This is a genomic window from Rhodomicrobium udaipurense JA643 (genome assembly GCF_000636015.1).
Taxonomy (GTDB): domain Bacteria; phylum Pseudomonadota; class Alphaproteobacteria; order Rhizobiales; family Rhodomicrobiaceae; genus Rhodomicrobium; species Rhodomicrobium udaipurense.
Genome location: NZ_JFZJ01000009.1, coordinates 14,780 through 39,414, shown reverse-complemented (window position 1 = coordinate 39,414; position 24,635 = coordinate 14,780). Strand labels below are relative to the sequence as shown.

Sequence of the window (24,635 nt, the reverse complement as noted above, 5' to 3'; positions counted from 1 at the left end):
CTTTAAGCTCTGCGATGGCCCGTCGCACGGCGGCGATCGTTAGTTGCGCAAGCCGCTTTCAAGGTGACGCGGGCGCGGGCTTGGCGTAAAAAGACGCCATGAGGATCCTCATCACGAACGACGACGGCATCGAAGCTCCCGGCCTCGACGCCCTTCAAAAAATCGCGAACGACCTTTCGGACGATGTCTGGATCGTCGCGCCGGAAACCGATCAGAGCGGAGCGGCGCATTCGCTCACGCTGCATGAGCCGTTACGCCTGCGCAAACTTTCGGAGCGGACCTTCGCGGTCAAGGGCACGCCGACCGACTGCGTGATCATGGGCGTCCGCCACGTGCTGACCGACAAGGCACCCGACCTCGTCCTGTCCGGCGTCAATCGCGGCTCGAACGTCGCCGACGACGTGACCTATTCCGGCACCATCGCGGGCGCTATCGAGGGGACGCTGCTCGGCATTCCGTCCATCGCGATGAGCCTCGCCGTCGACTGGGAAGACCTCGACCGGATCTATTGGCAGACCCCGATGCAACTCGGAGCCGACCTGGTGCGAAAGATGCTCGATGCGGGCTGGCCGAAGGATGTTTTTTTAAATGTAAATTTTCCCGACAGGGAACCAGAGCGTGTCGAATGTATTAAGATCACCGAGCAAGGTCGTCGTGACCCTGATTACCTCCGCATCGAAGACCGGATGGATACGCGCAACAACCCCTACTACTGGCTGGGGTTCAAGCCGATGTCCATGATAACGGGGGAGGGGACGGACCTTCACGCTGTGAAGTCCGGCGCAATTTCTGTCACGCCGCTTTGCCTCAACCTGACACACAGAGAAACCTGTCGGAAGCTGTCGGCCTTTATCGAATAATAGAGGCTGCCAGCCGCGTCCGGAGGGGAAACCTGATGATGGACGAGCGGCTGGAAAGTCTGATCCACCTTTTGCAGCGAAACGCCATCGCTGACCCGCGCGTGCTCGCGACAATGAAGGACATTCCCCGCAAAGCGTTCATCGAGTCGCCGGAACTGAAACCGCTGGCTTATGCCGACGAAGCGCTTCCCATCGAATGCGGGCAGACGATCTCCCAACCTTACATCGTCGCCTACATGACCGAGCGGCTGAACGTGCAGCGCAAACACGACGTGCTCGAAATCGGCACCGGGTCGGGATATCAGACGGCGATCCTCTCCCGGCTTGCGCGCCATGTCTACACGATCGAAATTCACGAGGAGCTTCACCGGCTCGCGGTCGCGCGGTTCAAGGCGCTTGGCCTCACTAACATCACGGCGCTCTGCGGCGACGGGTCGAGGGGCTGGCCAGTGCCTCGGCTTTTCGACCGGATTCTCGTCACGGCGGGTGTCATCGCCGCGCCGCCCGATCTCATCGGCCAGCTTGGCCCTTGCGGCGCCATGGTGATACCGCTCGGACGGACATCCTCGCAGCGGATCATGCTTGTCGTCCGCAACGGGAGCGGCGTGGAATTCCAAAGCCTGATCCCCGTCCGCTTCGTGCCGCTTCTCTAGTTTCCCGGTGATTGACCGCGCGTCGCCCGGTTCGTTCGATAATCGTCGATCCGTTTAAATCAATATTAAGCACTCGCACGCATAACCTTAGGAAAGTGAGGTGTGCTGCGATGAGTAAAGTAAATGCGGTGGGCAAGCGCGAGCCCTCATATGTACGCGCAGCGTTAAAGATCGGCATCGGTTGCGTCCTGTTGGGCGGGTGCAGCTCCGGTGGAACCGAGCGGTTCAGTTCGTTGTCGTTCGGAAGCGGCTATGAGACCGCGTCCGGTCCTTCCTCCCCTACAGCGCCGTCGCGTGTCGCCGACGCGCCCCAGGCCAGCGGCCCGGCGAGTTACAGCCAGAGCGCCTACAGGCCAAAGGCCAGCCAGTCACAGGCCGCTTATCAGACGCAGGCCAACTATCGCCAGCCGTCGCAGGCTGGCTACGCCCAGACTGCCGCGTATCAGCCTCAGCAGGGCGGCTTCCAGCTTGCGAGCGCAACGCCGGGCCAGCAGGGCGGTTACCTTCAGGCTTCGCGCGTCGATCTTCCGCCGCTTGCGGGGCAGCAGCAGTCGTCCACCTCGACTCGGGTGAAGACGGCGGACGGCTACGGCCGTTACAATCAGGCGCCGCTCCCCGATGGCAGCTATGCGGGGCCGCGCGTCTATACGCCCTACGATGACAGGCCTCGCGATTATGCGCCCCCGCCTCCGCCGCCTCCGGCGGTCTATGAGCCGCGTTACGAGCGCGACGCTCCGCCTCCTCCGCCACCCCCGGCCTATGACGACCGGCGGTCTGACGTCACGCCCCCCTACGATCAGCGCCCGCTGCCGCGTTATGCTGAACCTGCGCCGCGCGACTATACCCCCGCGCCACGGGACTACTCGTCTGCGCCCCCCGCCTATTCCGGCGAGCGCAATTTCTATGAGCGTCGCCGCGAAGGCGCCGTGACGCCGAAGCTCGCGCCGCGCAACGGCGCTGGCGTCGACGGCACCGGGATCATGTCGCCGAACGCGACGGTTGCGTCGGAACGCGGCATCGGCAAGACCGTCACCGTGAAGCCGGGCGACACGCTGTATTCGCTGGCGATCCGCCATGGCGTGACGGTCGACATGATCGCCCGCGCCAACGGCCTCGACCGCCACAACAGCGTGCGGCCGGGTATGGATCTCCTGATCCCCGGCTCCGATCCGGCGAAGATGACCAAGGATGACGCGCCGAAGGCTCAGCCGGTCGGCTGCCAGGGCGACGGTTGCCATGTGGTCAAGAAGGGCGAGACGGTTGCCGCCATCGCGCGCGGTTATGGGCTTAGCGAGAAGCAGATTCTCGAAGCGAACAACATCGCGAACGCTCGGCTCATCAAGGTGGGCCAGACGCTTGCGATCCCCGGCCGCGAAGCGCCGCGTCAGGAAATCGCGTCGAACGGCGTGAAGCCGGAGGCGCCGATTGCCGGGCCGCAGCAGCGGCAGGCCGACGCCCAGCCCGCGCCGGAGCCCGCTCAGCCGCAGATGGCTGACGCGAACAACCCGCTGAAGGCCGCGCCCGCGCCAGACGTCAAGATGACGTCTGGCAAGCAGGAACCGACCTGCGAGGCCGCGCTTGCAAATCCGCTGCCGCGCATGGGCAAGAGCTTCCGCAAGCCGGTGGAAGGCATGATCATCGGTCAGTTCGGTCCGCAGCATGACGGCAGCGTGAACGAGGGCCTCACGATCTCCGTGCCGAAGGGCACACCGATCAAGGCCGCCGAGAATGGCGTCGTGGCCTATGTAGGCGACGAACTGCCTGGCTTCGGCAATCTGATCCTGATCCGCCACGCCGACGAGTTCGTCACGGCTTACGCCCACACGGACGAGATCATGGTCAGGAAGTGCGATGTGGTGAAGCGCGGGCAGGTGGTTGCCAAGGCCGGTTCGACCGGCGACGCGAGCCAGCCGCAGCTCCACTTCGAGATCCGCAAGAACGCGAAGCCCGTCGATCCGGCTCCGCTCCTCGGCTCGTAACTCCCAAATCGCGGGTACCGGCGCAACCGGTATCCGCTCCCCGCCCGCTCTTTGCGTCCCGTCTCCCGATTTCCGATCCGAAATATTTCGCCGCCGTTTTCCCGTGGCAGGGAGATGGCGCGAACGCGAAGGGGCAAGCCCTTCGCCCTGAATCCCGTGACGCGCCCTGTCCCCTTCCAGTACGGCGCGCACGGGATTTTTCTTTTTGCGGGTGCCGCGCGGAGCGGGCGCCGTCAGCGCACAAAAAGATCCTTGTGCGTGTCGCGCAGCACGTTCTTCTGCACCTTCGCCATGGTGTTGCGCGGCAGGTCGTCCACGAAGAACACGCGCTTCGGCAGCTTGTAGTTCGCGAGCCTCACCTTCAGTGCGTCGTGGATCGCCTTCTCGTCGATGGCGGCATCCTTCGTCTTGACGACGACCGCGACCACGCCTTCGCCGAAATCCGGGTGCGGCACGCCGATGACGGCGCTTTCGAACACGCCGGGCAACGCATCGATCTCGCTTTCCACTTCCTTCGGGTAGACGTTGTAGCCGCCCGTAATCACGAGATCCTTGCCGCGCCCGACGATGTGCACATAGCCCGACGCGTCGATCTTGCCGAGATCGCCGGTGATGAACCAGCCGTCGCGGAACTCGGACGCCGTCTTCTCCGGCATGCGCCAATAGCCGATGAACACATTCGGCCCCTGCACCTCGATCATGCCGATTTCGTCCGCGCCGAGAAGCTCGCCCGTCTCCGGGTTCGCGATGCGCACCGCCACGCCCGGTAGCGGGAAGCCGACCGCGCCCGGCACGCGCTCGCCGTCATACGGGTTCGACGTAATCATGTTCGTCTCGGTCATGCCGTAGCGTTCGAGGATGCGGTGGCCGGTCTTTTCCTCGAAGGCGCGATGCGTGTCGGCAAGCAACGGCGCCGAGCCGGAGATGAACAGCCGCATGTCCCTTGTTGTGTCGCGGGACAGGCGCGCGTCGTCGATGAGGCGCGTGTAGAACGTCGGCACGCCCATCATCGTGGTCGCGCGGGGCAGCAGGCGGAACACCTCGTTCGGGTCGAATTTCGGCAGGAACAGCATCGACGCGCCGGAGCGGAAGATGACGTTCGAGGCGACGAACAGGCCATGCGTGTGGAAGATCGGCAGCGCGTGCAGCAGCACGTCCCGGTCGGTGAAGCGCCAGTATTCGGCGAGCGCACGCGCGTTGGAGGCGAGGTTCTCGTGCGTCGTCATCGCGCCCTTGGAGCGGCCCGTGGTGCCCGAGGTGTACAGGATCGCGGCGAGGTCATCCGGGCCGCGCGCGACGTTCTCGAAGGTTTCGGCCCGGCCGGCGGCAAGCTCGATCAGCGTGCCGTCGCCGTCGGCACCGAGCGTATAGCAGCCTGCCACGCCCGTTTTCGTGCACAGCGCGGGCGCGCTGGCGTGCGTCGGGCGGGCGACGAACACGGTCGGCTCAGCATCGCCGAGAAAATACTCAAGCTCGGCATCCGTGTAGGCCGTGTTCAGCGGCAGATAGGCGGCACCGGCTCGGACGCAGGCGAGATAAAGGAACAGCGCCTCGGGTGACTTCTCCACCTGCACGGCCACGCGGTCGCCCGGCTTTACGCCCGCCGCCACGAGGGCGTTCGCGAAACGCGCCGTCAACGCAAGGATCTCGCGATAGCGGAACTGACGACCGTCATTCGTCTCCAGCGCGACCTTGTCGAGATCGGTCCAGTTCGCGCGCAACTCGGAAAAAAGGTGGTTGGTTCCTGACATGGTGTCACGTCCTGCTGCTGGTCTTTTTCATTAGCAACCACGCGGGAGACGCTGAAGACAACCGTCTCGTGAAAAAGCGAGTGAGGCTAATGTGTTAACAACGTCTCTGGAGAATGTATGCAATGATTAATTTAATAGGCAGTGATTGCATGCGATGTGGACAGGTTGTGTAGTCATTGCATGCAATTGGTAGCGCGTCAAAAGCAGCCCACGAGCCAAGTTGCCAGCGCAGGCTGACGTCCCGGCCTGGTTGTGACACTCCTGCGATCGGCGGGGGAAAAAAGTGCGGCCGCGTTTGGGCGGAAGCTCGCCTTCGAGCTTCGTTCCGAACGACAATCCAGGGCTTGCGTCTTCTCGCGAACCGGCATTCACGGTCCAAACGCCGCGCGCCCCAGGCAGACGCGGCACGACGCTAAGGTGTGCGCTCACGTCTGCGCCGGAGCGTCAGGCGCGCGTCATGACCAGCGCCGCGCCGACGAAGATCAGGCCGACGCCGATCCAGCGGGTCCGCGTGACTTCTTCGCGAAGGATGAACCGCGAGAGGATGGTGATGGCGATGAGGTTCAGACTGCATATCGTGAAGGCGACGCTCACATCGAGCAGTTTCAGCGCCTCGGTGTAGATCAGCGCCTCGGCGGCGAGCGCGATCACGCCGGCCGAGATCCACATGAACCAGCGCACTTTCGTCATGGTGGACTTCTTGAGGAACACCTGTCCGATGCCTTCGAGAAGGGCGCAGAGGACGACGAGCAGGATGCCGAGTGTGGTGCCGTTCATGATGCTTCGGGCCGGGATTTGAGTTTCGTCGCGCTTGTGAGCGGCTTTGTCTGGCTGATGAAGAAGACGCCCGCGATGACGCAGATGACGCCCGCCACTTCCACCGCATCGAAGTTTTCATGCAGGAGCAGAACGGACATGATCGGCACCGAAGCGAAACTCAGCGAGGCGATGGGCTTCGCGTATGAGAGATCGGCCTCACCCAGCACCATGAGCCAATTGAAGAATTGCAGCGTCATGATGGCGATGACGCCGAGAAACAGCGGATTTGCAACAAAAGCCGCGAACGACGACGACACGGAGAGGTTCACTTCGGGCGTGTCGACGACCGCGGTCTTCCACACGATCTGAAGCATCGTGTCGAAGGCGATTGCGGCGATGAGCCCGATGAGGAGCTTCCACCTAAGCCTGCCGTTTATGACCATGACGTTCCTCGGATAATGGACGCTTGCCGTCCATTATCTTCGGGGCTTTTTGAGGACGACTCGTTAATTTGTGGACGCCTTGGCTTTTCTCAGGCGGACGAGTTCGAGTTCGTGCACCGCTTCGCCCACGAGATGGTCGAGGCGCGCGTTCGCCGCATCGTCGGTGACGCGGCCGCCTTCGATGGTCTTGTCCGACAAAAAGATGCCGGTGGGCAGCGTTTTGGCGCCGAAGAACCCGAACAGCGGGCGAAGTTCATGCTCGATCACGAGCGCGTGCCGGTCGCTACCACCGACCGCGATGAGGCCGACGGGGGTCTTGAACAGGGCAGGGTAATTGAGAAGGTCGAAGAGATGCTTCAGCATCCCCGTATATGAGCCCTTGTAGACGGGTGTGCCGACGATGAGCAGGTCAGCGCTCTCGATGGCGTCGAGCGCGTGGAGGATCGGCGGTGACGCCTCGTCGCGGCAGCGAATGGCGAGCCAGGGCAGAAGCTCCGCGATATCGATGAGGGTTCGCTCGACGTCGGGCGCATCGCCGATGCGGGCGAGCGTCGCCTCGACGACGGCGCGCGTCCGTGAGGGTGAGGACACGCTTCCCGTTACACCGACGATTCTAAGCACGTCTCATATCTCCGGAGCTGGAAAGGTGTTCGCCGCCAATGGTCTGCGGGCGCATCATCGCGCCTGCATTGTACGCGGTTTTCTGATAACGCGATGCGCGCCAATTTCGCCTCGCCGCCTAGGCCTAGAGGCGCGAGCATGTCACGCGAAGGGCCGCACTCCAACCCCGCGCACGCGGTTCATAAAAAAGTCTCAGAGTCGTGTCCCATAAACTTTAGTCAAAGGAGCATTGATATTGGTCAAGTCTGCACTGCCCGCCCTTGAAGAAAACGCTTCGGGCCGTCGCCTTCTCAAGAGCCGGACCGACCGGCGCAGGGAGGACACGCGTCGCAAACTCATGCGGGCCACATACGAAATCGTCGCGGAGCGCGGCCTCGAAGGCCTTGTCATTCAGGACATCACCGCGCGGGCAGACGTCGGCTACGGCTCCTTTTACAATCATTTTCCCTCCAAGGAAGCCATCGTCAGCGCGGCCATCGAGGCGTTTCGCCTGCATACCAAGGGTATGTATGAAAGCCTCGACGGCCTCACAAGCAATCGCGTCGAAGCGTTCGCCAACGATGTGCGCGTCTGGCTTCGCGTGGCGAGGACCGACCGCATGTGGGGCTGGTTCATGATCCGCGCGGTGCTTGCGGGCAACGACTTCCGGTTCGGTATCGCGGATCTCATCCGGCGGGCCGTGGCGGCGGGCGTCGAAGAGGGCGTGTTCAAGCATGCCGATGTCGATATGGCGCGCGAAACCGTAGCGGGCCTCCTGCTGCTGGCGACGCTGAAGCTCGTTTCGGGTGAGGTGGACGACGATTACGCCGACCGGATCATCAGCACGGCGCTTTCCGTTCTGGGCGTGCCCGAGGCGACCATCCTTGAGGTGATGGCGAAGCCGCTGCCGGATGTGGAATTGCCCTCGTTCCTCGAAGCAGCCTGACGCTAGTGCAGTGAATTTTGCATTTGATTCACGCCCGCTGGTGGCACCGTCATCAAATGTAAAATTTGAAACTGCACTAAAATCAATTGGTTCGCTGTGCTCGTTGAGGCGCATATTTTTGCTGGAGAGCGAGCAACAACGTGGACCAAAAATATGCGCCAGAGCACTAGCGCGACGCATAGAGGAAGTCGGCGGGCAGGCCGAGGCGCTGGCACGATTGCACGGCCGGGCTCGAATGAAGCACGATTCGATCCGCGAGCGCGCCGCCCTGCCGAAGGAGCGCGCGTTCAAAGGGCCGCAGTCCGTATGATGCGCCGAGGCCAAGGCGTTCGCGGATCTCGGGCGGCGTAAGGCTCACCGCCGCGCGCACGAACATCGGCTGCGCCAGATATGCGGCTGGCGTGAGCATGCGTGACACCGGCGGCACGATGCGGGTTGTGCGCATGATATCGAGAAACTCGAAGATGATCGGCGACGGTTCGAGGCGCGGCAGCATGGCCGCGAACGCCGCGTCGAGGTCGGCCTCGGAACGTGGGGACTGTGTCGCTCCGTAGAGGCTCGCGGCGGTTTCGCCCTCGCGGTAATAGCGGTCGCGGTCGGCCTGCGAGAGGGGCGCGGCATAAGCGTGATAGGCTTGCAGGAAGCCATATGCGGCTGTCGCCTGCACCCAGTTCAGAAGCTCCGGGTCGTCGGCGCTGTACGGCTCGCCGTCGGGCGTCGTGCCTTGCACGCGGGCGTGCATGCGGCGAACGCCCGCGATCATCGCCTGCGCGACGCCTGCCGGCCCGTAGACCGTCATCATCGCGGCGAGCCCGGTACGGCGCAGGCGTCGCAGCGGCTGTTTGCGGAAGGATGTGTGCTCCCACACGCCGGTGCGCACGCGCGGTTCCGCGAGTTCGAGGATCACCGCCGCCATGCCGCCGATGAAGACGGTGAGCGGGTTCTTGAAGATGCGCCACGAGACTTGCGTCGGCTGGCCCAGCGCCGCCTCGCCCGCCGGTCGCCGGAAATCCACTGCGCGCCCGTCTTCGGGTTCGAGGAGCGCACGGCTCGCCCGGTCGAGGCGTCTTGCGAGCGCACCGTGGAAAAATGTCTGCGCCGTTGCGGCTTCTGGTCCCGACAAGGATGCTCCCGGCTCTTGAGTTTCAGCTCGAAATCGCCGCCAGACAACACCTTCAGGTCGAAAGAGGTCCGAGCAAGGATGCCTTCGGGCATGTTCAAGTGTGACCGAACGTTGTGGTTTTTTCCACGGGTGATTGATGCAGCCCTTGTGGATTGGGCTGCGATATGCAATTTCACACGTCTAGATGCGGGGCGAATGCGCCCGCGGCAACGATTCCCGTTGCTTCGAAAAACTTCGCCGAACAACGGCCAACGAGATTCCGGACAATGCAAGTTACAGAGACTGTTTCAGACGGGCTGAAACGCCAATTGAAGGTCGTCGTACCCGCCGCCGATCTGAAGGTGAAGGTCGAATCGAAGCTCGCAGACCTGACGACGAAGGTGAAGCTCAACGGCTTCCGCCCCGGCAAGGTACCGATGGCGCATGTGCGTCAGCTTTACGGCAGGTCGGTCCTGGCCGAAGTGCTGGAGGAGACCGTGGGCGAATCGAGCATGAAGGTGCTTGAGGAGCGCAAGGAGCGGCCCGCCTTCCAACCGGACATCAAGCTGCCGGAAGACAAGGACGTCATTGAGCGCATGCTCGATGGCACGGGCGACCTCGAATATACGATGGCGTTCGAGGTGCTGCCGAAGATCGAACTGACGGACCTCAAGGCGATTACGCTGACGAAGGACGTCGCCGATCCCAAGGAAGAGGACGTCAAGGGCGCGATCGATCGCCTTCTCAAGGCAAACGTGGCCTATGAGACGAAGGAAGGCGCGGCCGAAGCTGGCGACCGACTCACCATCGACTTCAAGGGCAGCATCGACGGCGAACCCTTCGAGGGCGGCGCTGCCGAGGATGCATTCCTCGTGCTCGGTTCCGGCCGGTTCATTCCGGGCTTCGAGGATGGCCTGATCGGCGCGAAGAAGGACGATCAGCGCGACGTCAAGGTGACGTTCCCCGAGGACTATCAGGCGCCGCATCTCGCGGGCAAGGACGCGGTCTTCGATGTGACCGTGAAAGACGTCTCGAAGCCTGTTGACGCGAAGGCGGACGACGAATTCGCCAAAACGCTGGGGCTTGAGTCCTTCGCGAAGCTCGAAGACGCGGTGCGTGGCCAGCTTCGCAAGGAGCTTGATGACGCCTCGCGCGCGAAGCTCAAGAAGGCGCTGCTCGACGCGCTTGATGAGCGTCATGCGGTCGAGTTGCCGCCCTCGCTCGTGACGAGCGAGTTCGACGGCATCTGGCGCGGCATCACCCGTCAGCTCGAACAGGCGAAGAAGACCTTCGAGGACGAAGGCTCGACCGAAGAAAAGGCGCGCGCCGAATATCAGAAGCTCGCCGAGCGCCGCGTGCGTCTCGGTCTCGTGCTCTCCGAGATCGGCAATCAGAACGAGATCAAGATTCTCGATGACGAACTTCGCCGCGCCATGATCGACCGCGCGCGCCAGTTCCCCGGACAGGAGCGCGAGGTCATCGAGTTCTATCGCAAGAACCCGCAGGCGCTCAACGAACTGCGTGCGCCGGTCTACGAGGACAAGGTGATCACCTTCGTGCTCGAACTCGTGAAGACGGAAGAGAACAAGGTTTCTCCAGAAGATTTGATGAAGTCGCTGGCGGAGCTTGAGCGCGAGCAATCGCTGTTCGACGGCGGTATCGAAGAGGAACACGAGCACGTGCACGGTCCCGATTGCGATCACGACCATGACCACGATCACGCCGGGCACAAGCACGGCTGAGCAGGGCCGCGCAAGTTTACGCGCGGATGATGCGAGATGGATCGCGTTCGTGTTCACACGGGATCGGCTTCGAATGGACGCTAGCGCTACCGACCGGTTGCGCTAGCGCTCAAATCATCCCATCTATGACGGCGGCGCCTCGTGTGCCGCCTCAAATTCACAAGCCACCGGCTTCGGTCGCGCCCGCGCCACACGTGCTGCGGGCTTTCCTCAGAACGAAGCCTTCCTCGGCTCCTCACGGCCTGGAGTAAGCCCATGCGCGATCCCGTTGAATTCTATACCAGCCAGCTCGTTCCCATGGTCGTAGAGCAGACCAATCGCGGCGAGCGCGCTTTCGACATCTATTCGCGCCTCCTGAAAGAGCGCATCATCTTCCTGACCGGCGTCGTCGAGGACAACATGGCCTCGCTGGTGATCGCGCAGCTTCTGTTTCTCGAATCCGAGAATCCGAAGAAGGAGATCAACATCTACATCAACTCGCCCGGCGGCCACGTGACCTCCGGCCTCGCGATGTACGACACGATGCAATTCATCCGCCCGCCGGTCTCCACGCTTTGCGTCGGTCAGGCGGCTTCGATGGGTTCTCTGCTTCTCGCGGCGGGCGAGCCGGGCATGCGCTGGGCGCTGCCGAACGCTCGCGTGATGGTGCACCAGCCGTCGGCCGGTTTCCAGGGGCAGGCGAGCGACATCGAGCGGCACGCCGAGGACATCCTGAAAACGAAGCGGCGGCTTAATGAAATCTATGTCAAGCACACAGGGCAGCCATACGAAGTTATTGAACGCACCCTGGACCGTGACCACTTCATGTCTCCGGAGCAGGCGAAAGCGTTCGGCATTATCGATGACGTTCTGACGAAGCGGGCGGTTGCCGAAGAGGCAGGAAATCCGGGACGTTCGTGACCGACCTAGAGCTTCACGGGCACGTCAGATCCGGGCAGGATCTTTAACGGACTGGAAAGCATAAGCAGTCCAACGTGCCAGACGGCCTTCGGGCGAGTTGCGAATCGAAGCTATGGACAATCTCCCCAGAAGCCGTAAGACTGTGGGGAAGCATGCAAGGAGGGCGGCGGATTTGGGGGCTTTGCGGGTGCGGAATAAATCGGGAACTCCGGTTGTTCACGTCATCAGTCAGGCACAATCCATCGCCACATTCGGGCATGTGGGTGCTAAGGTAGGTCAATGACGAAAGAAAGCAGGGGTCACGACTCCAAGAATACGCTCTACTGCTCGTTCTGCGGCAAGAGCCAGCACGAAGTCCGCAAGCTTATTGCAGGGCCTACGGTGTTCATTTGCGACGAGTGCGTCGAACTCTGCATGGATATTATTCGCGAGGAGAACAAGAACTCCTACGTGAAGTCCCGTGACGGCGTGCCGACACCTCAGGAAATTTGCACGGTCCTCGACGACTACGTGATTGGGCAGGACTATGCGAAGCGCGTTCTTTCGGTCGCTGTCCATAACCATTACAAGCGCATCAACCACTCCGCGAAGAACAACGACGTGGAGCTGGCGAAGTCGAACATTCTGCTGATCGGTCCGACCGGTTGCGGCAAGACTTTGCTCGCGCAAACGCTCGCGCGCATCCTCGACGTGCCCTTCACGATGGCCGATGCCACGACTCTGACCGAGGCGGGCTATGTCGGCGAGGATGTCGAAAACATCATTTTGAAACTGCTTCAGGCGGCGGATTACAATGTCGACCGGGCGCAGCGCGGCATCGTCTATATCGACGAAGTCGACAAGATCAGTCGCAAGTCGGACAACCCGTCCATCACGCGCGACGTGTCGGGCGAGGGCGTTCAGCAGGCGCTGCTCAAGATCATGGAAGGCACGGTTGCAAGCGTTCCCCCGCAAGGCGGTCGCAAGCACCCGCAGCAGGAGTTCCTGCAAGTCGATACGACGAACATCCTGTTCATCTGCGGCGGCGCGTTCTCCGGCCTCGAAAAGATCATCGCCCAGCGTGGCAAATCGAGTTCGATCGGTTTCGGCGCGAAGGTGACTTCCGAGGACGACCGGCGCACCGGCGAGATTTTGCGCGGCGTGGAGCCGGAAGACCTGCTGAGGTTCGGCCTCATACCGGAATTCATCGGCCGTCTGCCCGTTCTCGCAACGCTCGAAGATCTCGACGAAGTGGCGCTCGTGAAAATCCTTTCCGAGCCCAAGAACGCGCTCGTGAAGCAGTATCAGCGGCTCTTCGACATGGAAGGCGTGCAGCTCACGCTGTCCAACGAAGCGCTCAAATCCGTCGCCCGCAAGGCCATCGAGCGCAAGACTGGCGCCCGCGGCCTCCGGTCGATCATGGAAGCGATCCTGCTCGACAGCATGTTCGAGCTTCCGAGCCTGAAGGGTGTCGAGGAAGTCGTGATCAGCCCGGAAGTGATCGAAGGGAACGCCAAGCCCTTGCGGATCTACGCCGAGCGACTAGATGAATCGACGAGTGCCGGATGACACGGTTTGTTAATCGCAAACCTGTCCCAAAGAATTTTTCATCGGACCCCACCAAGCACAGGCAGCGCCGTCTGCGGCGCTGCCTCAATTGCGGCGATTAACGTCTTGATAACTGCGCTCTGGACTGACGGCTTATGCGGCATGTACTGTCGGATGAGCGGCGGTAAGACGCGGGTGGCGGTCACAAGGCCGGGATACCCGGCTGCTACAGGATGATGACAGCGGGCCTTTGCGCTGTCGGATTGAGGAGAGCGACATGACGAATCCAACTTCGGACCATCCCACGGCGCCGGGCCAGGGCGAGATCTTTCCCGTGCTTCCGCTTCGGGATATCGTCGTTTTCCCATACATGATCGTGCCGTTGTTCGTAGGGCGTGAGAAATCCATCAACGCCCTCGACGAGGTGATGCGGACGGACCGGCAGATCCTGCTTGCCGCGCAGAAGAACGCGGGCGACGACGATCCAGAGCCCGACGCCATCTACACGATGGGCATGCTCGCCACCGTGTTGCAGCTGCTGAAGCTGCCGGATGGAACCGTGAAGGTTCTGGTCGAAGGGACGACGCGCGCCCGCATCAAGGGTTTTGTTCCGAACGACAACTATTTCGAGGCGGAAGTCGAACGCATCGAAGAGACGCTCGGCAACCAGGACGAGATCGAGGCGTTTGCGCGTTCCGCTATCAGCCAGTTCGAGAATTACGTCAAACTCAACAAGAAGATCTCGCCAGAGGTCTTGAGCACGCTCAGCCAGATCGAAGACTATTCGAAGCTCGCCGACACGATTGCCTCGCACCTCGCCATCAAGATTGGCGACAAGCAGGAAATCCTTGAGCTTCTGTCCGTTTCGGAAAGGCTGGAACGCGTCTTCACGCTCATGGAGAGCGAAATCTCCGTGCTTCAGGTCGAGCGCAAGATTCGCAGCCGCGTGAAGCGCCAGATGGAGAAGACCCAGCGCGAGTATTATCTGAATGAGCAGATGAAGGCCATTCAGAAGGAACTCGGCGATTCCGACGAGCGTGACGATATATCCGAGTTCGAGGAGAAGATCGAGAACACCAAGCTGTCGAAGGAAGCCAAGGACAAGGCCATCGCCGAGCTTAAGAAGCTCAAGCAGATGAGCCCGATGTCGGCCGAAGCGACGGTGGTGCGCAACTACCTCGACTGGCTGCTGTCGATCCCGTGGGGCGTGAAGGGCAAGGTCAAGAAAGATCTCGACGAGGCACAAGCCGTGCTAGATGAGGATCATTACGGCCTTGAGCGCGTGAAGGAACGCATCGTCGAATATCTCGCGGTTCAGAAGCGCACGAACATGCTGAAAGGCCCGATCCTGTGCCTCGTCGGCCCTCCGGGCGTCGGCAAGACCTCGCTCGGCAAGTCCATCGCGAAGGCGACTGGCCGCGAATTCGTGCGCATGTCGCTTGGCGGCGTTCGCGATGAGGCGGAGATCCGCGGCCATCGGCGCACCTATATCGGCTCGATGCCCGGCAAGGTCATCCAGTCGATGCGCAAGGCGAAGAAGACCAACCCGCTCTTCCTTCTCGACGAAATCGACAAGATGGGCATGGACTTCCGCGGCGATCCGGCGTCGGCGCTGCTGGAGGTGCTCGACCCGGAGCAGAACCACGAGTTCAACGATCATTACCTCGAAGTCGATTACGACCTGTCGAACGTGATGTTCGTGACGACGGCGAATACGCTCGATATTCCGCCGGCGCTGCGCGACCGTATGGAGATCATCCGGCTCGCGGGCTACACGGAAAGCGAAAAGCTTGAAATCACGAAGCGCCATCTTCTGCGTGGGCAGATGGAGGCTCACGGCCTTCAGCCGGGCGAGTGGTCGGTTGACGACGAAGCCATTGTGGAGATCATCCGCCGCTACACCCGCGAAGCTGGCGTGCGCAGTCTCGAACGCGAGATCGCCAAGCTTGCGCGTAAGGCCGTGAAGCAGATCGAAAGCGGCAAGCAGGTCAAGGTGAATGTCACCCTCGAAAACTTGCGCGACTTTCTTGGTGTGCAGAAATACCGCTATGGCGAGGCCGAGCTGGAGGATCAGGTCGGCGTCGTTACGGGCCTTGCCTGGACGGAAGTCGGCGGCGAATTGCTCACGGTCGAAGGCGTCATGATGCCCGGCAAGGGCCGCATGACCGTCACCGGCAACCTGCGCGACGTGATGAAGGAGTCGATCCAGGCCGCGAACGCGTATGTCCGCAGCCGTTGCATCGCCTTCGGCATCGAGCCGCCGCTTTTCGACAAGCGCGATATCCACGTGCACGTACCGGAAGGCGCAACGCCAAAGGACGGCCCCTCGGCGGGCGTTGCGATGGTCACGGCCATCGTGTCCATCCTGACGAGCGTCCCGGTTCGCCGCGACGTTGCCATGACGGGCGAGATCACGTTGCGCGGTCGCGTGCTGCCCATCGGCGGCCTCAAGGAGAAGCTGCTCGCGGCACTTCGCGGCGGCATCAAGCGCGTCATCATACCGGAGGAAAACGCGAAAGACCTCGCGGAAATCCCCGACAATGTGAAGAACGGGCTTGAAATTATTCCGGTCGCGCGGATGGACGAAGTGCTGGCGATTGCGCTCACCCGCAAGCTCGATCCCATCGAATGGGACGAGGCGGCGGCGCTCGCTGCGGCGAAGATGAAGGAGATCGGCCAGCCGTCGGTGGCGGATGGCAGCGGCCTCCCGCATTAAGCCGGGGCTGGCTAAATAGTTAAAGTGCGAAGGACGAGGCCGCCGCCTCGTCCTTTTCTTTCGTCGAGTCGTCGGTTCATGCCGCGTCCGGCGACCATCCCGGCGATGCGAGTTCGAAGCCTGCGAAGCGGAACGCCGGCGCCACGATGCAACTCACGAGCGTCCACGCGCCGAGGCTGACAGCCTCCTGCCATGCGAATGCCGGCACGACACCCTGAAACGCTTCGCCGCCGCCCGCGTTCGGGCCGAGAGTGAGCGTCTCGCGCCTGCCATCCGCATGAGCAATGCCGAGCGCCAGCGGCGCGCCCGCCTGCCAGATCCAGATCTCCGCCGCATCGACGCGATGCCAGTGCGAGCGCTCGCCCGCCGCCAGCAAAAACAGGATCGCGCTCGCAGCCCCGCGCTCACCATCCAGCGGCGCATCCCGCCACAACTCGCGATAGTGGCCGCCCTCGGGGTGCGGCTTCAGATCCAGCGCCGCGCGAGCTTGATCGGCCGTAAGCGTCGGATCGCGAAAATCGGCTTGAACAGTCTTCATCGGACCCCTCTATCGGAAGCATCTCGACGCCCGGTCACTTTCGCCGCGTGTGCAATCGGGCGCTCAAAGCGCGATTTCGGGCTGCTCCAGCCGTCGCGGCAGCAGCGTCGAGCCCGGAACATAGGCGTCGAACGCGGCCCAGAACTGGTCGCGGAGCTGGTCGCGCTCCATGAGGATCTCGTGGCGCGCGCCGGAAACGACGATGAGGCGGCAGTTCTTCACGCGGCTCGCGAAACGCTCCATTGCAGCGTTGGACACGATTTGATCGTTGCTCGCCGCGACAATCAGGGTCGGCACGCGGATGCTATCCATGAATGCCGTCGAGGCGAGCGTCGCGATGGAGGCGCAGGCTGCCTGTACCCAGCCGATAGTCGGCGCGCCGATGCCGAGACCCGGCGACGCGCGAAGCACGTCCTGCGCGCGCTCGTATCGCAGCCGATCCGAAGTCAGAGGATTGCCGTCGAACGGCGCGCGCTCCCAAAGCTGAGCCTTGCCGCCCGGAATGAAACTGTCGCCAAAGCCAAGCAGCGTCAGCACTTCGGCACCCAGGCCGATGACCCCCTTACGCTTCTCGGTCTGCGCGAAATCGATCATCGGCGCGGTGAGCACGATGCGATCCCACCAGCAAACCTTCGTTTGCGCGAGACGTAGCACGAGATGACCGCCCATCGAGTGCGCGAGGCAGTAATAGGGCGGCGGACAGTCCGGCAACACGATGCCCGACATGAAGCGGCGAACGTCGTCGTCGAATTGCGCGAAGTTCTCGGCGTGGCCCTTGGAGCGATTTTTCAGCATGCGCGAGGAGCCGCCCTGCCCGCGCCAGTCCATGGTCGCGACGGCGAAGCCCCTGCGACGCAGATCGCCGATGGTCTCGAAATATTTCTCGATGAACTCAGTGCGCCCGTGGAAAAGGCAGACCGTCCCGATGCGCCGGGCGGCGGTCGTGTCCCATCGGGCATAGCGAATTTGCAAGCCGTCGCGCGAGGCGAAGGTGCCGCATATGGCGCCGCCCGGCACGGGATTGCGGGTGATGCCGATCAATTCGGCCGCCGGTGAAGCCCCCTGAAAGGCCATATCGAGCTGTCCTCGCTGTCTGTGAAAAACTCTATCGCATACGCATAGCGCTGCTCAAGCACCCCTTGACAGCGAAGATGTCCGAAATAAATTTATGGGTGCAGGCCAGTCGGCTGCAAACATACGCTCCGGCCTTTAAGGCGGAGGAAACTTCTCGCTTGATAAGGAGAACACACATGCGTCGTCTTGATCTCTCTCCCCTGTATAAGTCCGCGATCGGCTTCGATCACCTCGCCAATGTGCTTGACCAGCTCTCTGGCCTCGAAAGCGAAAGCGGCTTCCCGCCCTACAACATCGAACGCCTGGGCGAGAATGTCTATCGCGTTACCATGGCCGTCGCCGGTTTTGGCGAGAATGATCTCTCCATCGACGTGAAGGAGGGCACTCTTACCATACGCGGCGAAAAGAAGGGTGAACCCGCCGCTCGCGCCTACATTCATCAGGGCATCGCCGCGCGTAATTTCGAGCGCCGTTTCCGGCTCGCCGATTACGTAGAGGTGTCCGCCGCCGCGCTTGAGAACGGGCTTCTGCACGTCGATCTGAAGCGCGAACTGCCCGAGGCCATGAAGCCGCGCACGATCCAGATCACGAAGGGCGCTCCCCAGCCGCGCGTGATCGAAGGTGACGCGGCCTCGAAGGTCGAGGCGGCTGCGTAACGCAGCCCCCAGCCTGACACGGCCTCAGCAAAGGGCGGGCGAAAGCCTGCCCTTTTTCGTGCGCGGCCGGCGGAAAAGCGCCGCCACCTCCACATGCGCCGAGTAGCGGAACTGGTCGAAGGCGGCGAGGCGTGTCAGTTCGAACCCCCCCTCCGCAAGAATGGCGGCGTCGCGCGCGAACGTGGCGGGGTTGCACGACAGCATCACGGCGGCGGGAATTTTCGATTGGGCGAGCGCGCGCGCCTGCGCTTCCGCACCCTCGCGCGGCGGATCGACCACGGCGGCGGCGAAGGCGTTCAGTTCCTGAAACCCGAGCGGACTGCGAAACAGGTCGCGGCGGATCGCCTTCACGGGCTTGAGGCCCTTCGTTTCCTTCGCGGCGGCGGACAGTGCTGCGACGGCGGCTGCATTGTCTTCATAGGCCGTCACGGAGGCGCGGGCGGCCACCGGAAAAGTGAACGCGCCGAGCCCCGCGAACAGGTCGCATACCGGCCCCTTGCCCGCGCCTGCCGCGTCGAGCGCCTCGACCGTGAACGCCGCCATGTCGCGCTCGCACGCCTCGACCGCCTGCAGAAATGCGCCTCCGGGCAGCGATACACGCGCGCCGCCGAAGCCGACCCGCGGCACGCCGTTGATGAAGAGCGCCTCGCCGTTCCATGACGCGCGAATCGCATCGGCCGCCTGAAGCTCCGACTCGAGGGCGTGGCGGGCGCTGCTCGCGAGGCGCGGCCCGGCGATGGCGACGTCGAGCCCGTTGTCGGCGGCTGTGACCTGGATTTTCGCTTCGCCGCGATCCGCCATCGCGCCCTTGAGGCCCGCACGAAGGTGCGGGAGCGCGGCGGCGAGCCGTGGCAACAGGATGGGGCACTCCTCGATGTCCACGAGATCGTGGCTGCGCGCGGCGTTGAAGCCGAGACGTAGCGCGCCTTCGTCTTTCCGCGCGGTGAACGCGGCGCGGCGGCGACTCGCAACGGGATATGTCTTCAGCGTCTCGACCGCCGGCGCGCGGACGCGGGCCTGAGCGAGCGCGGCCTCTACGAGACCCGCCTTCCACGCGTCGTAGGGCGTAGCTGCCCAGTGCTGGAGCGCGCAGCCGCCGCATACGCCGAAATGGCGGCATACGGGTTCGACGCGCTCCGGGCTTGACGCATCGACCGCGATGAGACGGCCTTTGGCGCCCGCCACGTCCGCCTGCACGATCTCGCCCGCCAGCGTGAAAGGAATGTGCACCGCGGCATCGCCGACACGCGCGACACCGTCGCCTTGCGCGCCCATGGCATTGATGCCGAGCGTCAGCGTTTCCAGACCTTCCGGCGGGCTATCGCTCGCGCGAGGCTGCGACGAGTGTTTCTTCATTGCCGTCCTGTCCCTTGATCGGCGAGGCGACGGCGCCAATCACGCGCCAACCCTCCGCCTCGATGCATGCCATGACGCGCTCCACCGCCGCGCAACGCAAATTTTCGTCCTTCACGATCCCGCCCTTGCCGACGCCATCGCGCCCGACCTCGAATTGCGGCTTCACCAGCGCCACGAGCCATGCGCCCGGCGCGGCGAGCGGCAGCACGGTGGGCAGCACCTTTTCGAGCGAGATGAAGCTCACGTCGCAGGTCACGGCCTCGATCGGTGCATCGAAGAGCGTCGGGGTCAGCGCGCGCGCGTCCTGCGCTTCCAGCGACACGACTCGGACATTTTGTCGCAGCGACGCGTGAAGCTGATCGCGGCCTACATCCACCGCATAGACGCGGGTTGCACCGCGCTCAAGCAGCACTTCGGTGAAGCCGCCGGTGGAGGCGCCGACATCGAGGCAGGTGCGCGCGTTCGAAGCGAGGCCGAAAGCATCGAGCGCCGCCGCGAGCTTGAGGGCGCTCCGCGCGACATACGGCATCTTTTCAAGCACTTCCACCGGCTCGTCGTCCGAGACTTCGAATCCCGGCTTCACATCGGTGCGCCCGCGCACGCGGATAACGCCGCGGCGGATCATATCCTGCGCCTTCGAGCGCGTTTCGGCCAGCTCACGCTGAACCAGAAGATGGTCGAGTCGGATTTTCACACGCGGTCCCAAGGCCTCGTAAATATCGACATTAAGCTTGTTGCAAATGACAATGTTTGGCGCAATCATCGGCTCCCTGTGTTGTCTTCGGCAACCGGATCAAGCGCTATTTCCAATCCTCTGAAGGATGTTGAAAAAGCACATGTGAGAGAAGACTGCCTCCTTCGCGGCCGAGGTCGCCAGAAGGCCGTGAAGCGCGAAGCATTCAGCGCATAGCCGTTCAGGCTCGATAAGCAACCAACCTCACAAAAATCTTGGGAAATCAAATCATGATGCTTGTCCGCACCTATCTCTCGAACAGTGCGATCGAGGGAGTAGGCATTTATGCTGCCGAACCGATCAAGAAAGGAGACGTGATCTGGCGGCTAGAGCCGAAGTTCGACGTTTTCTTCACCGAGGCCGACATCGAAGAACTGCCGTCGCACATGCAGGACTTCATCCAGCGCTATTCCTACCCGCATATGCAGAAAAAGGGCATCTGGGTTCTTGAATCGGACAATGGCCGTTTCATGAACCACAGCGAAGCGCCCAACACCGATTTCACGGACGCGGAACTGGGCTACGCCATCTGTGACATCGCTGCGGGCGAGGAGATCACCTGCAACTACCACGAATTCGATTCCTCTTTCCAGGGTTGGTTCCCCACCCTGACGAAGGTCAATGGGGACGCTCACTCCCACCCTTGATTGTGCACAGAAGCCCTCCGGACGCGGCGTCGTCAGGAGGGCGGTGCTCAACGTTCTGTTGCGGCGCGGCCATAGGAACGAAATTATCGATTTCCGGCACGTGATATTTACCCAAACCGTGTCTATAGATTCCTGTTGAAATTTAACGCGGGGGCGAAACATGCGGTCGGCTGCAATGAAAAACTGGACGCGGGGTTTTTGCTTCGGGCTCGCCGGTCTGTCGGTGCTGACGGTCGTCGCACCGAACGACGCGGGGGCCGAATGCTATGTGCAGGCGCCTCTGCGGCCCGTGCATCGAACCTTCATCCGCCGGGACGTCGTCGAGCCGGGTGTCTATGAGGTGAGCCGCCGAGCGAGCCAGCACGGGGTGATCCGGCAGCAGGTGGCGGTGGCGGGCAATGTCGTGTGGCGCGAAACGCCGCCCGTTTACAAGACTGTGACGGTGCGTGTTCGCAAACGCGGCGGTTCGATCTGGAGCGAGCGATGCGTGGGCGGGCAGGCCGCCGTCTGCCGCGTGCGTGTCCCGCCGCAGGATATTCTGGTCGAAAAGCAGGTGCTCGTGCGTCCGGGCCGCCGCTGGGCCGAGCAAGTGGCGCCCGACGCGGTTGCGCTGACCGAGCGGCGCGTGCTGTTGCGGCCTTACAAGAACTACGCACATTTCCAGCGGCCCTACATTGCGTTCTCGCGTGAGCGCGTGGCCGTCCAGCCCGAAGGCGCCCGCTGGGTTCCCGCTCCGTCGCAGCCGCAGTGCTGCGAGCCGAAGTGCTGATTGCCTGGCCGCGCCCGGTCGAGATCCCAACGGCGCGGGACTGTTCGCGGAAACTGTGGCAGCGGCGTATGACCGTTACCGCGTTTCGGCTGGGGCTTCAGGCTGCCGATAGTGCGCGCTCGCGGTGACTTCCGCGCGGAGTGTGCGGCGGTATTTCTTTTCGTCGGGTGCGCTTGCTTGGCGCCCGTAGAGCGTGCCTTCGCAGCCGGCGCGCAGATCGCGGGCGTGATGGCAGTCCCTGCTTGGCTGTCCCTCAACGTAGGCTGGGCCTCGCGGCACGATCGAGGGGATGTACGAAAAGCGCAGGACACTCTATGGCGCGCGGACGTTCATGCACTCGATGCCGGACCGCTTGAGCTTCTGGCAGACCGACTTCGCCTGCGCCTCGTTGTCGAAGCGCGCGAACCGGGCGCGGAACATCGTCGCGCCGCTCGACAGCGAGACCGGCATGATGAAATCGGGATGGGATTTGCAGAAGGCCGGGCCGAGCGCCTGACGCACGCTTTCGAGCCGCAGTTGCGCCTGTGAATGGTCGGGGAACGCCCCCACCTGCACATGATATGGGCCGGGCTGATCGACCACCTCGCGTGAAGCGGCGGCTTCAGCCGTGGCGATGGTCCGGGGCTCCGGCGCGTCGGTCGACGCAAGCGTGACGTGAGCACCGGTGAGCCGGGGCGATCCTTCGGTGGCGACCGCTTCGACCGTCTCTCCGTCTGCCTGAACGGCAGCGGCGGCAAGCGGCGCAACCTCGAGAAGCCGGACAGTCTTGTTGTGGACCGACATGTTCTTCGGCTGCGCTTCGCCGGGGCCGGGGACCGTCATGGTGACGGACGATGCGTCGGGCTCGCGGGTCGCGCGCACGGCGAGGCCGTTTTCCAGCGACGAGAACAGGATCGCATTCGACGTTGCGTCGGGTTTGCGCTTGAGATGCAACCCACCGGTGGGCAGGCGCGACACGCGGCGCAGATGAGCCGTGCCGCCCGCCTGCGCTGCCGCTGCCGAAGCGGGCTCCTTTGCGGTGGGTTCGGCGGACGCGACACGCTGCGGTTCTGGGGCGCGGCTCTCGTTCTTGCGATCCGCCGCCGATGGCTTTTCAGGCGCGGCCTGGGCGAATTGCTTTGGCGCGAAAGATGACACGAGCGCGCCCGCTTTCTTCGCGGCGGTGAGCGTCATGGCTTTCGACCATGAGGCGTCGAGTATGTTGCGCATGGCGGCGTTGCGCACACCAGCCGACGATCCGCCAAGCACCACGGCGATCAGCCGCTTCTCGCCGCGCCGCGCCGTGGCGAGCAGGTTGAACCCCGACGCCGAGGTGAAGCCGGTCTTCATGCCCTCCATGCCCTCGTAGGAGAACAGCATGGTGTTGTGGTTGCGGTAGATCTCGCCGTCGTACTGGAAATATTTCGTCGAGAAGACGCGGGAGCGCTCGGGGTGGTCTGTTATCACCGAGCGGGCAAGGATGACGAGATCCTGCGCCGTGGTGCGCTGCTCGGAATTCGGCAGCCCGGACGCGTTTCGGAACGTCGTGTTGAGCATGCCGATGGTGCGCGCCTTCTGCGTCATGCGGCGGGCGAATTCTTCCTCGGAGCCCGCCAGCGCCTCCGCAACCACCACGGCCATGTCGTTCGCCGACTTCGTCACGATGGCGCCGATGGCGTCGGAAACCGTGATCGTGTCGCCAGCATCGAGGCCGAGCTTCGTTGGCGACTGCGCCGCAGCATAGGCCGAAACGCGAAGTTTGGTGTTCATGTTGAGCTTGCCGTCGCGAAGCGCGTCGAAAAGCAGGTAAAGCGTCATTACCTTGGTGACGGATGCGGGAAAGCGCGGATCGGTGGCGTTCCTCGAAATGAGGATGCGGCCGGTGTGGAAGTCGACCACCATGGCGGAATTGGCGGGGGAATAGGACTTCGCATGCGAGGCTCTGCGGCGTGCCTCGGCGGGACTGGAGATGGCGAGCAGGAAGAGCGCGGCCATTGCGCAGAAAAACAACGCCACCGTCGCCGCCGATGCGCGCCGAGCGATGCTTTCCGGAGCGCATGCATTTTCGGCGCTGCCGTTCGCAGCCACGCCTTTCGGTACCCGGCTTTTCGGTGCCAAGTCCCTATTTTGCCACGGAAATTGAAAACGCAAATGTCGGATCACGGCGGTGTAAAACCTCAGAAACGTGTCGTCAGCAAGGCGCCGCGTCAAGGCGTCGCGTGGGCGATCAATCTCAATGCAAGGTTGTCCGCTCAAGCTGCTATACCTGTGCGGGTATTAATTCGGTCTTACCCGTGACCGAGGTAGGACGTAGCATTTCGATCTGGCCGAGTGCATTCTTGGGAGTTTGGAAACACCGCTGCGTGATGGACGTGGCGCAACCCTTTCAATGTGTAAAAGCGCACATATATTCGATGAAGCGCGGCGCTTCGGAGGCCTTGACAGGGGAAACCGATAAACGGGATGATGCAAGGTGATGGCCTCGTTTCCGCGTACGATATGGAGGCGTCAGGCAGAATGGCAGACGCTTGAAACGTTCAGGCTTCCGATAGGGTCTCGAATGGTTGCTGCGATGGCGGGCAATAACGGTTTCAAGGACGATAACGGCCTGAAAACAGGTGCCGTAACAAAAACTCGTCCCAAGACGAAACGTCCCAGCCTCTACAAGGTTCTCCTCCTGAACGACGACTACACGCCGATGGAATTCGTCGTTTACGTGCTTGAGCGGTTTTTCAACAAACCGCATGAGGAGGCAACGCTCATCATGATGCATGTACACCAGAAGGGCGTCGGTATCTGCGGTGTGTACACCTATGAAGTTGCTGAGACGAAAGTCACTCAGGTGATGAATTTCGCGCGCCAGCATCAGCATCCCCTTCAGTGCACTATGGAAAAGGAGTAGGTG

At 62.6% G+C, this 24,635-nt stretch carries 22 protein-coding genes; 12 read left to right on the top strand and 10 right to left on the bottom strand.

Translation table 11 applies throughout. The features are described 5' to 3' along the window. Nucleotides 1-98: 98 nt before the first annotated feature. From surE to T281_RS17355, 3 genes are all read left to right on the top strand, one after another. Complete coding sequence (gene surE, locus T281_RS02860; RefSeq protein ID WP_037233811.1) at nucleotides 99-860, top strand: 5'/3'-nucleotidase SurE; 762 nt, start codon at nucleotides 99-101, stop codon at nucleotides 858-860. Between the two features lie 35 nt (nucleotides 861-895). Continuing rightward, nucleotides 896-1,513 carry a protein-L-isoaspartate(D-aspartate) O-methyltransferase gene (locus T281_RS02855; RefSeq protein ID WP_037233809.1) on the top strand — a complete coding sequence of 206 codons (618 nt, stop codon included), beginning with the start codon at nucleotides 896-898 and terminating at the stop codon, nucleotides 1,511-1,513. Nucleotides 1,514-1,746: 233 nt separating this feature from the next. Beyond that, nucleotides 1,747-3,492, top strand: a complete 1,746-nt coding sequence (locus tag T281_RS17355) for a peptidoglycan DD-metalloendopeptidase family protein (RefSeq protein WP_052036950.1) — start codon at nucleotides 1,747-1,749, stop codon at nucleotides 3,490-3,492. Nucleotides 3,493-3,725: 233 nt separating this feature from the next. Here the strand turns inward: T281_RS17355 and T281_RS02845 are convergent, their stop codons facing one another. The 4 genes from T281_RS02845 to T281_RS02830 form a co-directional block, all read right to left on the bottom strand. Continuing rightward, entirely contained in the window at nucleotides 3,726-5,243 is a 1,518-nt protein-coding gene (locus T281_RS02845; protein ID WP_037233806.1) for a malonate--CoA ligase, read from the bottom strand. Nucleotides 5,244-5,687: 444 nt separating this feature from the next. Continuing rightward, nucleotides 5,688-6,020: an EamA family transporter gene (locus tag T281_RS02840; protein ID WP_037233803.1), complete on the bottom strand. Its 333-nt coding sequence runs from the start codon at nucleotides 6,018-6,020 to the stop codon at nucleotides 5,688-5,690. Next, entirely contained in the window at nucleotides 6,017-6,445 is a 429-nt protein-coding gene (locus tag T281_RS02835) for a DMT family transporter (protein ID WP_037233792.1), read from the bottom strand. Before T281_RS02835 ends, T281_RS02840 begins: the two co-directional genes overlap by 4 nt. A 63-nt stretch (nucleotides 6,446-6,508) precedes the next feature. After that, nucleotides 6,509-7,066: an NAD(P)H-dependent oxidoreductase gene (locus T281_RS02830; RefSeq protein ID WP_037233791.1), complete on the bottom strand. Its 558-nt coding sequence runs from the start codon at nucleotides 7,064-7,066 to the stop codon at nucleotides 6,509-6,511. Nucleotides 7,067-7,301: 235 nt separating this feature from the next. On the opposite strand from T281_RS02830, the gene T281_RS17350 reads away from it, so the two are divergent. Next, a complete protein-coding gene (locus T281_RS17350) occupies nucleotides 7,302-7,991 on the top strand; it encodes a TetR/AcrR family transcriptional regulator (protein ID WP_052036949.1) in 690 nt (229 codons plus the stop codon). Between the two features lie 166 nt (nucleotides 7,992-8,157). On the opposite strand, the gene T281_RS02820 is transcribed toward T281_RS17350, so the two are convergent. Then, nucleotides 8,158-9,114 (bottom strand): oxygenase MpaB family protein, encoded by a 957-nt coding sequence (locus T281_RS02820; RefSeq protein WP_081796548.1) that lies wholly within the window; start codon nucleotides 9,112-9,114, stop codon nucleotides 8,158-8,160. A gap of 266 nt (nucleotides 9,115-9,380) precedes the next feature. Here T281_RS02820 and tig point away from each other — a divergent pair, with 266 nt between their 5' ends. The 4 genes from tig to lon all read left to right on the top strand — a co-directional run bounded on the left by tig (nucleotide 9,381) and on the right by lon (nucleotide 15,978). Continuing rightward, nucleotides 9,381-10,835 carry a trigger factor gene (tig, locus tag T281_RS02815; protein WP_037233789.1) on the top strand — a complete coding sequence of 485 codons (1,455 nt, stop codon included), beginning with the start codon at nucleotides 9,381-9,383 and terminating at the stop codon, nucleotides 10,833-10,835. A 255-nt stretch (nucleotides 10,836-11,090) separates the two neighbouring features. Further along, nucleotides 11,091-11,735, top strand: a complete 645-nt coding sequence (locus T281_RS02810) for an ATP-dependent Clp protease proteolytic subunit (protein WP_037233787.1) — start codon at nucleotides 11,091-11,093, stop codon at nucleotides 11,733-11,735. A gap of 279 nt (nucleotides 11,736-12,014) precedes the next feature. Next, a complete protein-coding gene (clpX, locus tag T281_RS02805; protein ID WP_013418028.1) occupies nucleotides 12,015-13,283 on the top strand; it encodes an ATP-dependent Clp protease ATP-binding subunit ClpX in 1,269 nt (422 codons plus the stop codon). Between the two features lie 256 nt (nucleotides 13,284-13,539). Then, the gene (lon, locus tag T281_RS02800; RefSeq protein WP_037233785.1) at nucleotides 13,540-15,978 is read left to right on the top strand and encodes an endopeptidase La; all 2,439 of its coding nucleotides are present in this window, start codon (nucleotides 13,540-13,542) and stop codon (nucleotides 15,976-15,978) included. Between the two features lie 76 nt (nucleotides 15,979-16,054). Here the strand turns inward: lon and T281_RS02795 are convergent, their stop codons facing one another. Continuing rightward, nucleotides 16,055-16,516, bottom strand: a complete 462-nt coding sequence (locus tag T281_RS02795) for a cupin domain-containing protein (protein WP_037233783.1) — start codon at nucleotides 16,514-16,516, stop codon at nucleotides 16,055-16,057. A gap of 63 nt (nucleotides 16,517-16,579) precedes the next feature. Continuing rightward, nucleotides 16,580-17,590, bottom strand: coding sequence for an alpha/beta fold hydrolase (locus T281_RS02790; protein ID WP_037233780.1), 1,011 nt, complete (start codon nucleotides 17,588-17,590; stop codon nucleotides 16,580-16,582). A 176-nt stretch (nucleotides 17,591-17,766) separates the two neighbouring features. On the opposite strand from T281_RS02790, the gene T281_RS02785 reads away from it, so the two are divergent. Further along, on the top strand, nucleotides 17,767-18,246 hold the full coding sequence (locus T281_RS02785) for an Hsp20 family protein (protein ID WP_013418033.1): 480 nt from the start codon (nucleotides 17,767-17,769) through the stop codon (nucleotides 18,244-18,246). Between the two features lie 24 nt (nucleotides 18,247-18,270). Here T281_RS02785 and T281_RS02780 read toward each other — a convergent pair whose 3' ends face one another. Both T281_RS02780 and T281_RS02775 read right to left on the bottom strand, forming a co-directional pair. Further along, nucleotides 18,271-19,602, bottom strand: coding sequence for a class I SAM-dependent RNA methyltransferase (locus tag T281_RS02780; protein ID WP_052036948.1), 1,332 nt, complete (start codon nucleotides 19,600-19,602; stop codon nucleotides 18,271-18,273). Further along, nucleotides 19,565-20,296 (bottom strand): TlyA family rRNA (cytidine-2'-O)-methyltransferase, encoded by a 732-nt coding sequence (locus T281_RS02775; protein ID WP_037233865.1) that lies wholly within the window; start codon nucleotides 20,294-20,296, stop codon nucleotides 19,565-19,567. The genes T281_RS02780 and T281_RS02775 overlap by 38 nt, the downstream gene beginning before the upstream one ends. 269 nt (nucleotides 20,297-20,565) lie before the next feature. On the opposite strand from T281_RS02775, the gene T281_RS02770 reads away from it, so the two are divergent. Both T281_RS02770 and T281_RS02765 read left to right on the top strand, forming a co-directional pair. Then, complete coding sequence (locus tag T281_RS02770) at nucleotides 20,566-20,982, top strand: SET domain-containing protein (protein WP_037233777.1); 417 nt, start codon at nucleotides 20,566-20,568, stop codon at nucleotides 20,980-20,982. Nucleotides 20,983-21,142: 160 nt separating this feature from the next. Then, entirely contained in the window at nucleotides 21,143-21,751 is a 609-nt protein-coding gene (locus T281_RS02765) for a hypothetical protein (RefSeq protein WP_155955036.1), read from the top strand. A 312-nt stretch (nucleotides 21,752-22,063) separates the two neighbouring features. Here the strand turns inward: T281_RS02765 and T281_RS02760 are convergent, their stop codons facing one another. After that, on the bottom strand, nucleotides 22,064-23,746 hold the full coding sequence (locus T281_RS02760) for a D-alanyl-D-alanine carboxypeptidase (RefSeq protein WP_155955034.1): 1,683 nt from the start codon (nucleotides 23,744-23,746) through the stop codon (nucleotides 22,064-22,066). Nucleotides 23,747-24,290: 544 nt separating this feature from the next. On the opposite strand from T281_RS02760, the gene clpS reads away from it, so the two are divergent. Continuing rightward, nucleotides 24,291-24,632 carry an ATP-dependent Clp protease adapter ClpS gene (clpS, locus tag T281_RS02755; RefSeq protein WP_420834870.1) on the top strand — a complete coding sequence of 114 codons (342 nt, stop codon included), beginning with the start codon at nucleotides 24,291-24,293 and terminating at the stop codon, nucleotides 24,630-24,632. Nucleotides 24,633-24,635: the final 3 nt, after the last annotated feature.

Bases quoted from the DNA above. Each gene is read 5' to 3' on its own strand.
- surE (WP_037233811.1), top strand. From the start codon at position 99: ATGAGGATCCTCATCACGAACGACGACGGCATCGAAGCTCCCGGCCTC.
- T281_RS02855 (WP_037233809.1), top strand. From the start codon at position 896: ATGATGGACGAGCGGCTGGAAAGTCTGATCCACCTTTTGCAGCGAAAC.
- T281_RS02845 (WP_037233806.1), bottom strand. From the start codon at position 5,243: ATGTCAGGAACCAACCACCTTTTTTCCGAGTTGCGCGCGAACTGGACC.
- T281_RS02840 (WP_037233803.1), bottom strand. From the start codon at position 6,020: ATGAACGGCACCACACTCGGCATCCTGCTCGTCGTCCTCTGCGCCCTT.
- T281_RS02835 (WP_037233792.1), bottom strand. From the start codon at position 6,445: ATGGTCATAAACGGCAGGCTTAGGTGGAAGCTCCTCATCGGGCTCATC.
- tig (WP_037233789.1), top strand. From the start codon at position 9,381: ATGCAAGTTACAGAGACTGTTTCAGACGGGCTGAAACGCCAATTGAAG.
- T281_RS02810 (WP_037233787.1), top strand. From the start codon at position 11,091: ATGCGCGATCCCGTTGAATTCTATACCAGCCAGCTCGTTCCCATGGTC.
- clpX (WP_013418028.1), top strand. From the start codon at position 12,015: ATGACGAAAGAAAGCAGGGGTCACGACTCCAAGAATACGCTCTACTGC.
- lon (WP_037233785.1), top strand. From the start codon at position 13,540: ATGACGAATCCAACTTCGGACCATCCCACGGCGCCGGGCCAGGGCGAG.
- T281_RS02795 (WP_037233783.1), bottom strand. From the start codon at position 16,516: ATGAAGACTGTTCAAGCCGATTTTCGCGATCCGACGCTTACGGCCGAT.
- T281_RS02790 (WP_037233780.1), bottom strand. From the start codon at position 17,590: ATGGCCTTTCAGGGGGCTTCACCGGCGGCCGAATTGATCGGCATCACC.
- T281_RS02785 (WP_013418033.1), top strand. From the start codon at position 17,767: ATGCGTCGTCTTGATCTCTCTCCCCTGTATAAGTCCGCGATCGGCTTC.
- T281_RS02780 (WP_052036948.1), bottom strand. From the start codon at position 19,602: ATGAAGAAACACTCGTCGCAGCCTCGCGCGAGCGATAGCCCGCCGGAA.
- T281_RS02770 (WP_037233777.1), top strand. From the start codon at position 20,566: ATGATGCTTGTCCGCACCTATCTCTCGAACAGTGCGATCGAGGGAGTA.
- T281_RS02765 (WP_155955036.1), top strand. From the start codon at position 21,143: ATGCGGTCGGCTGCAATGAAAAACTGGACGCGGGGTTTTTGCTTCGGG.
- clpS (WP_420834870.1), top strand. From the start codon at position 24,291: ATGGTTGCTGCGATGGCGGGCAATAACGGTTTCAAGGACGATAACGGC.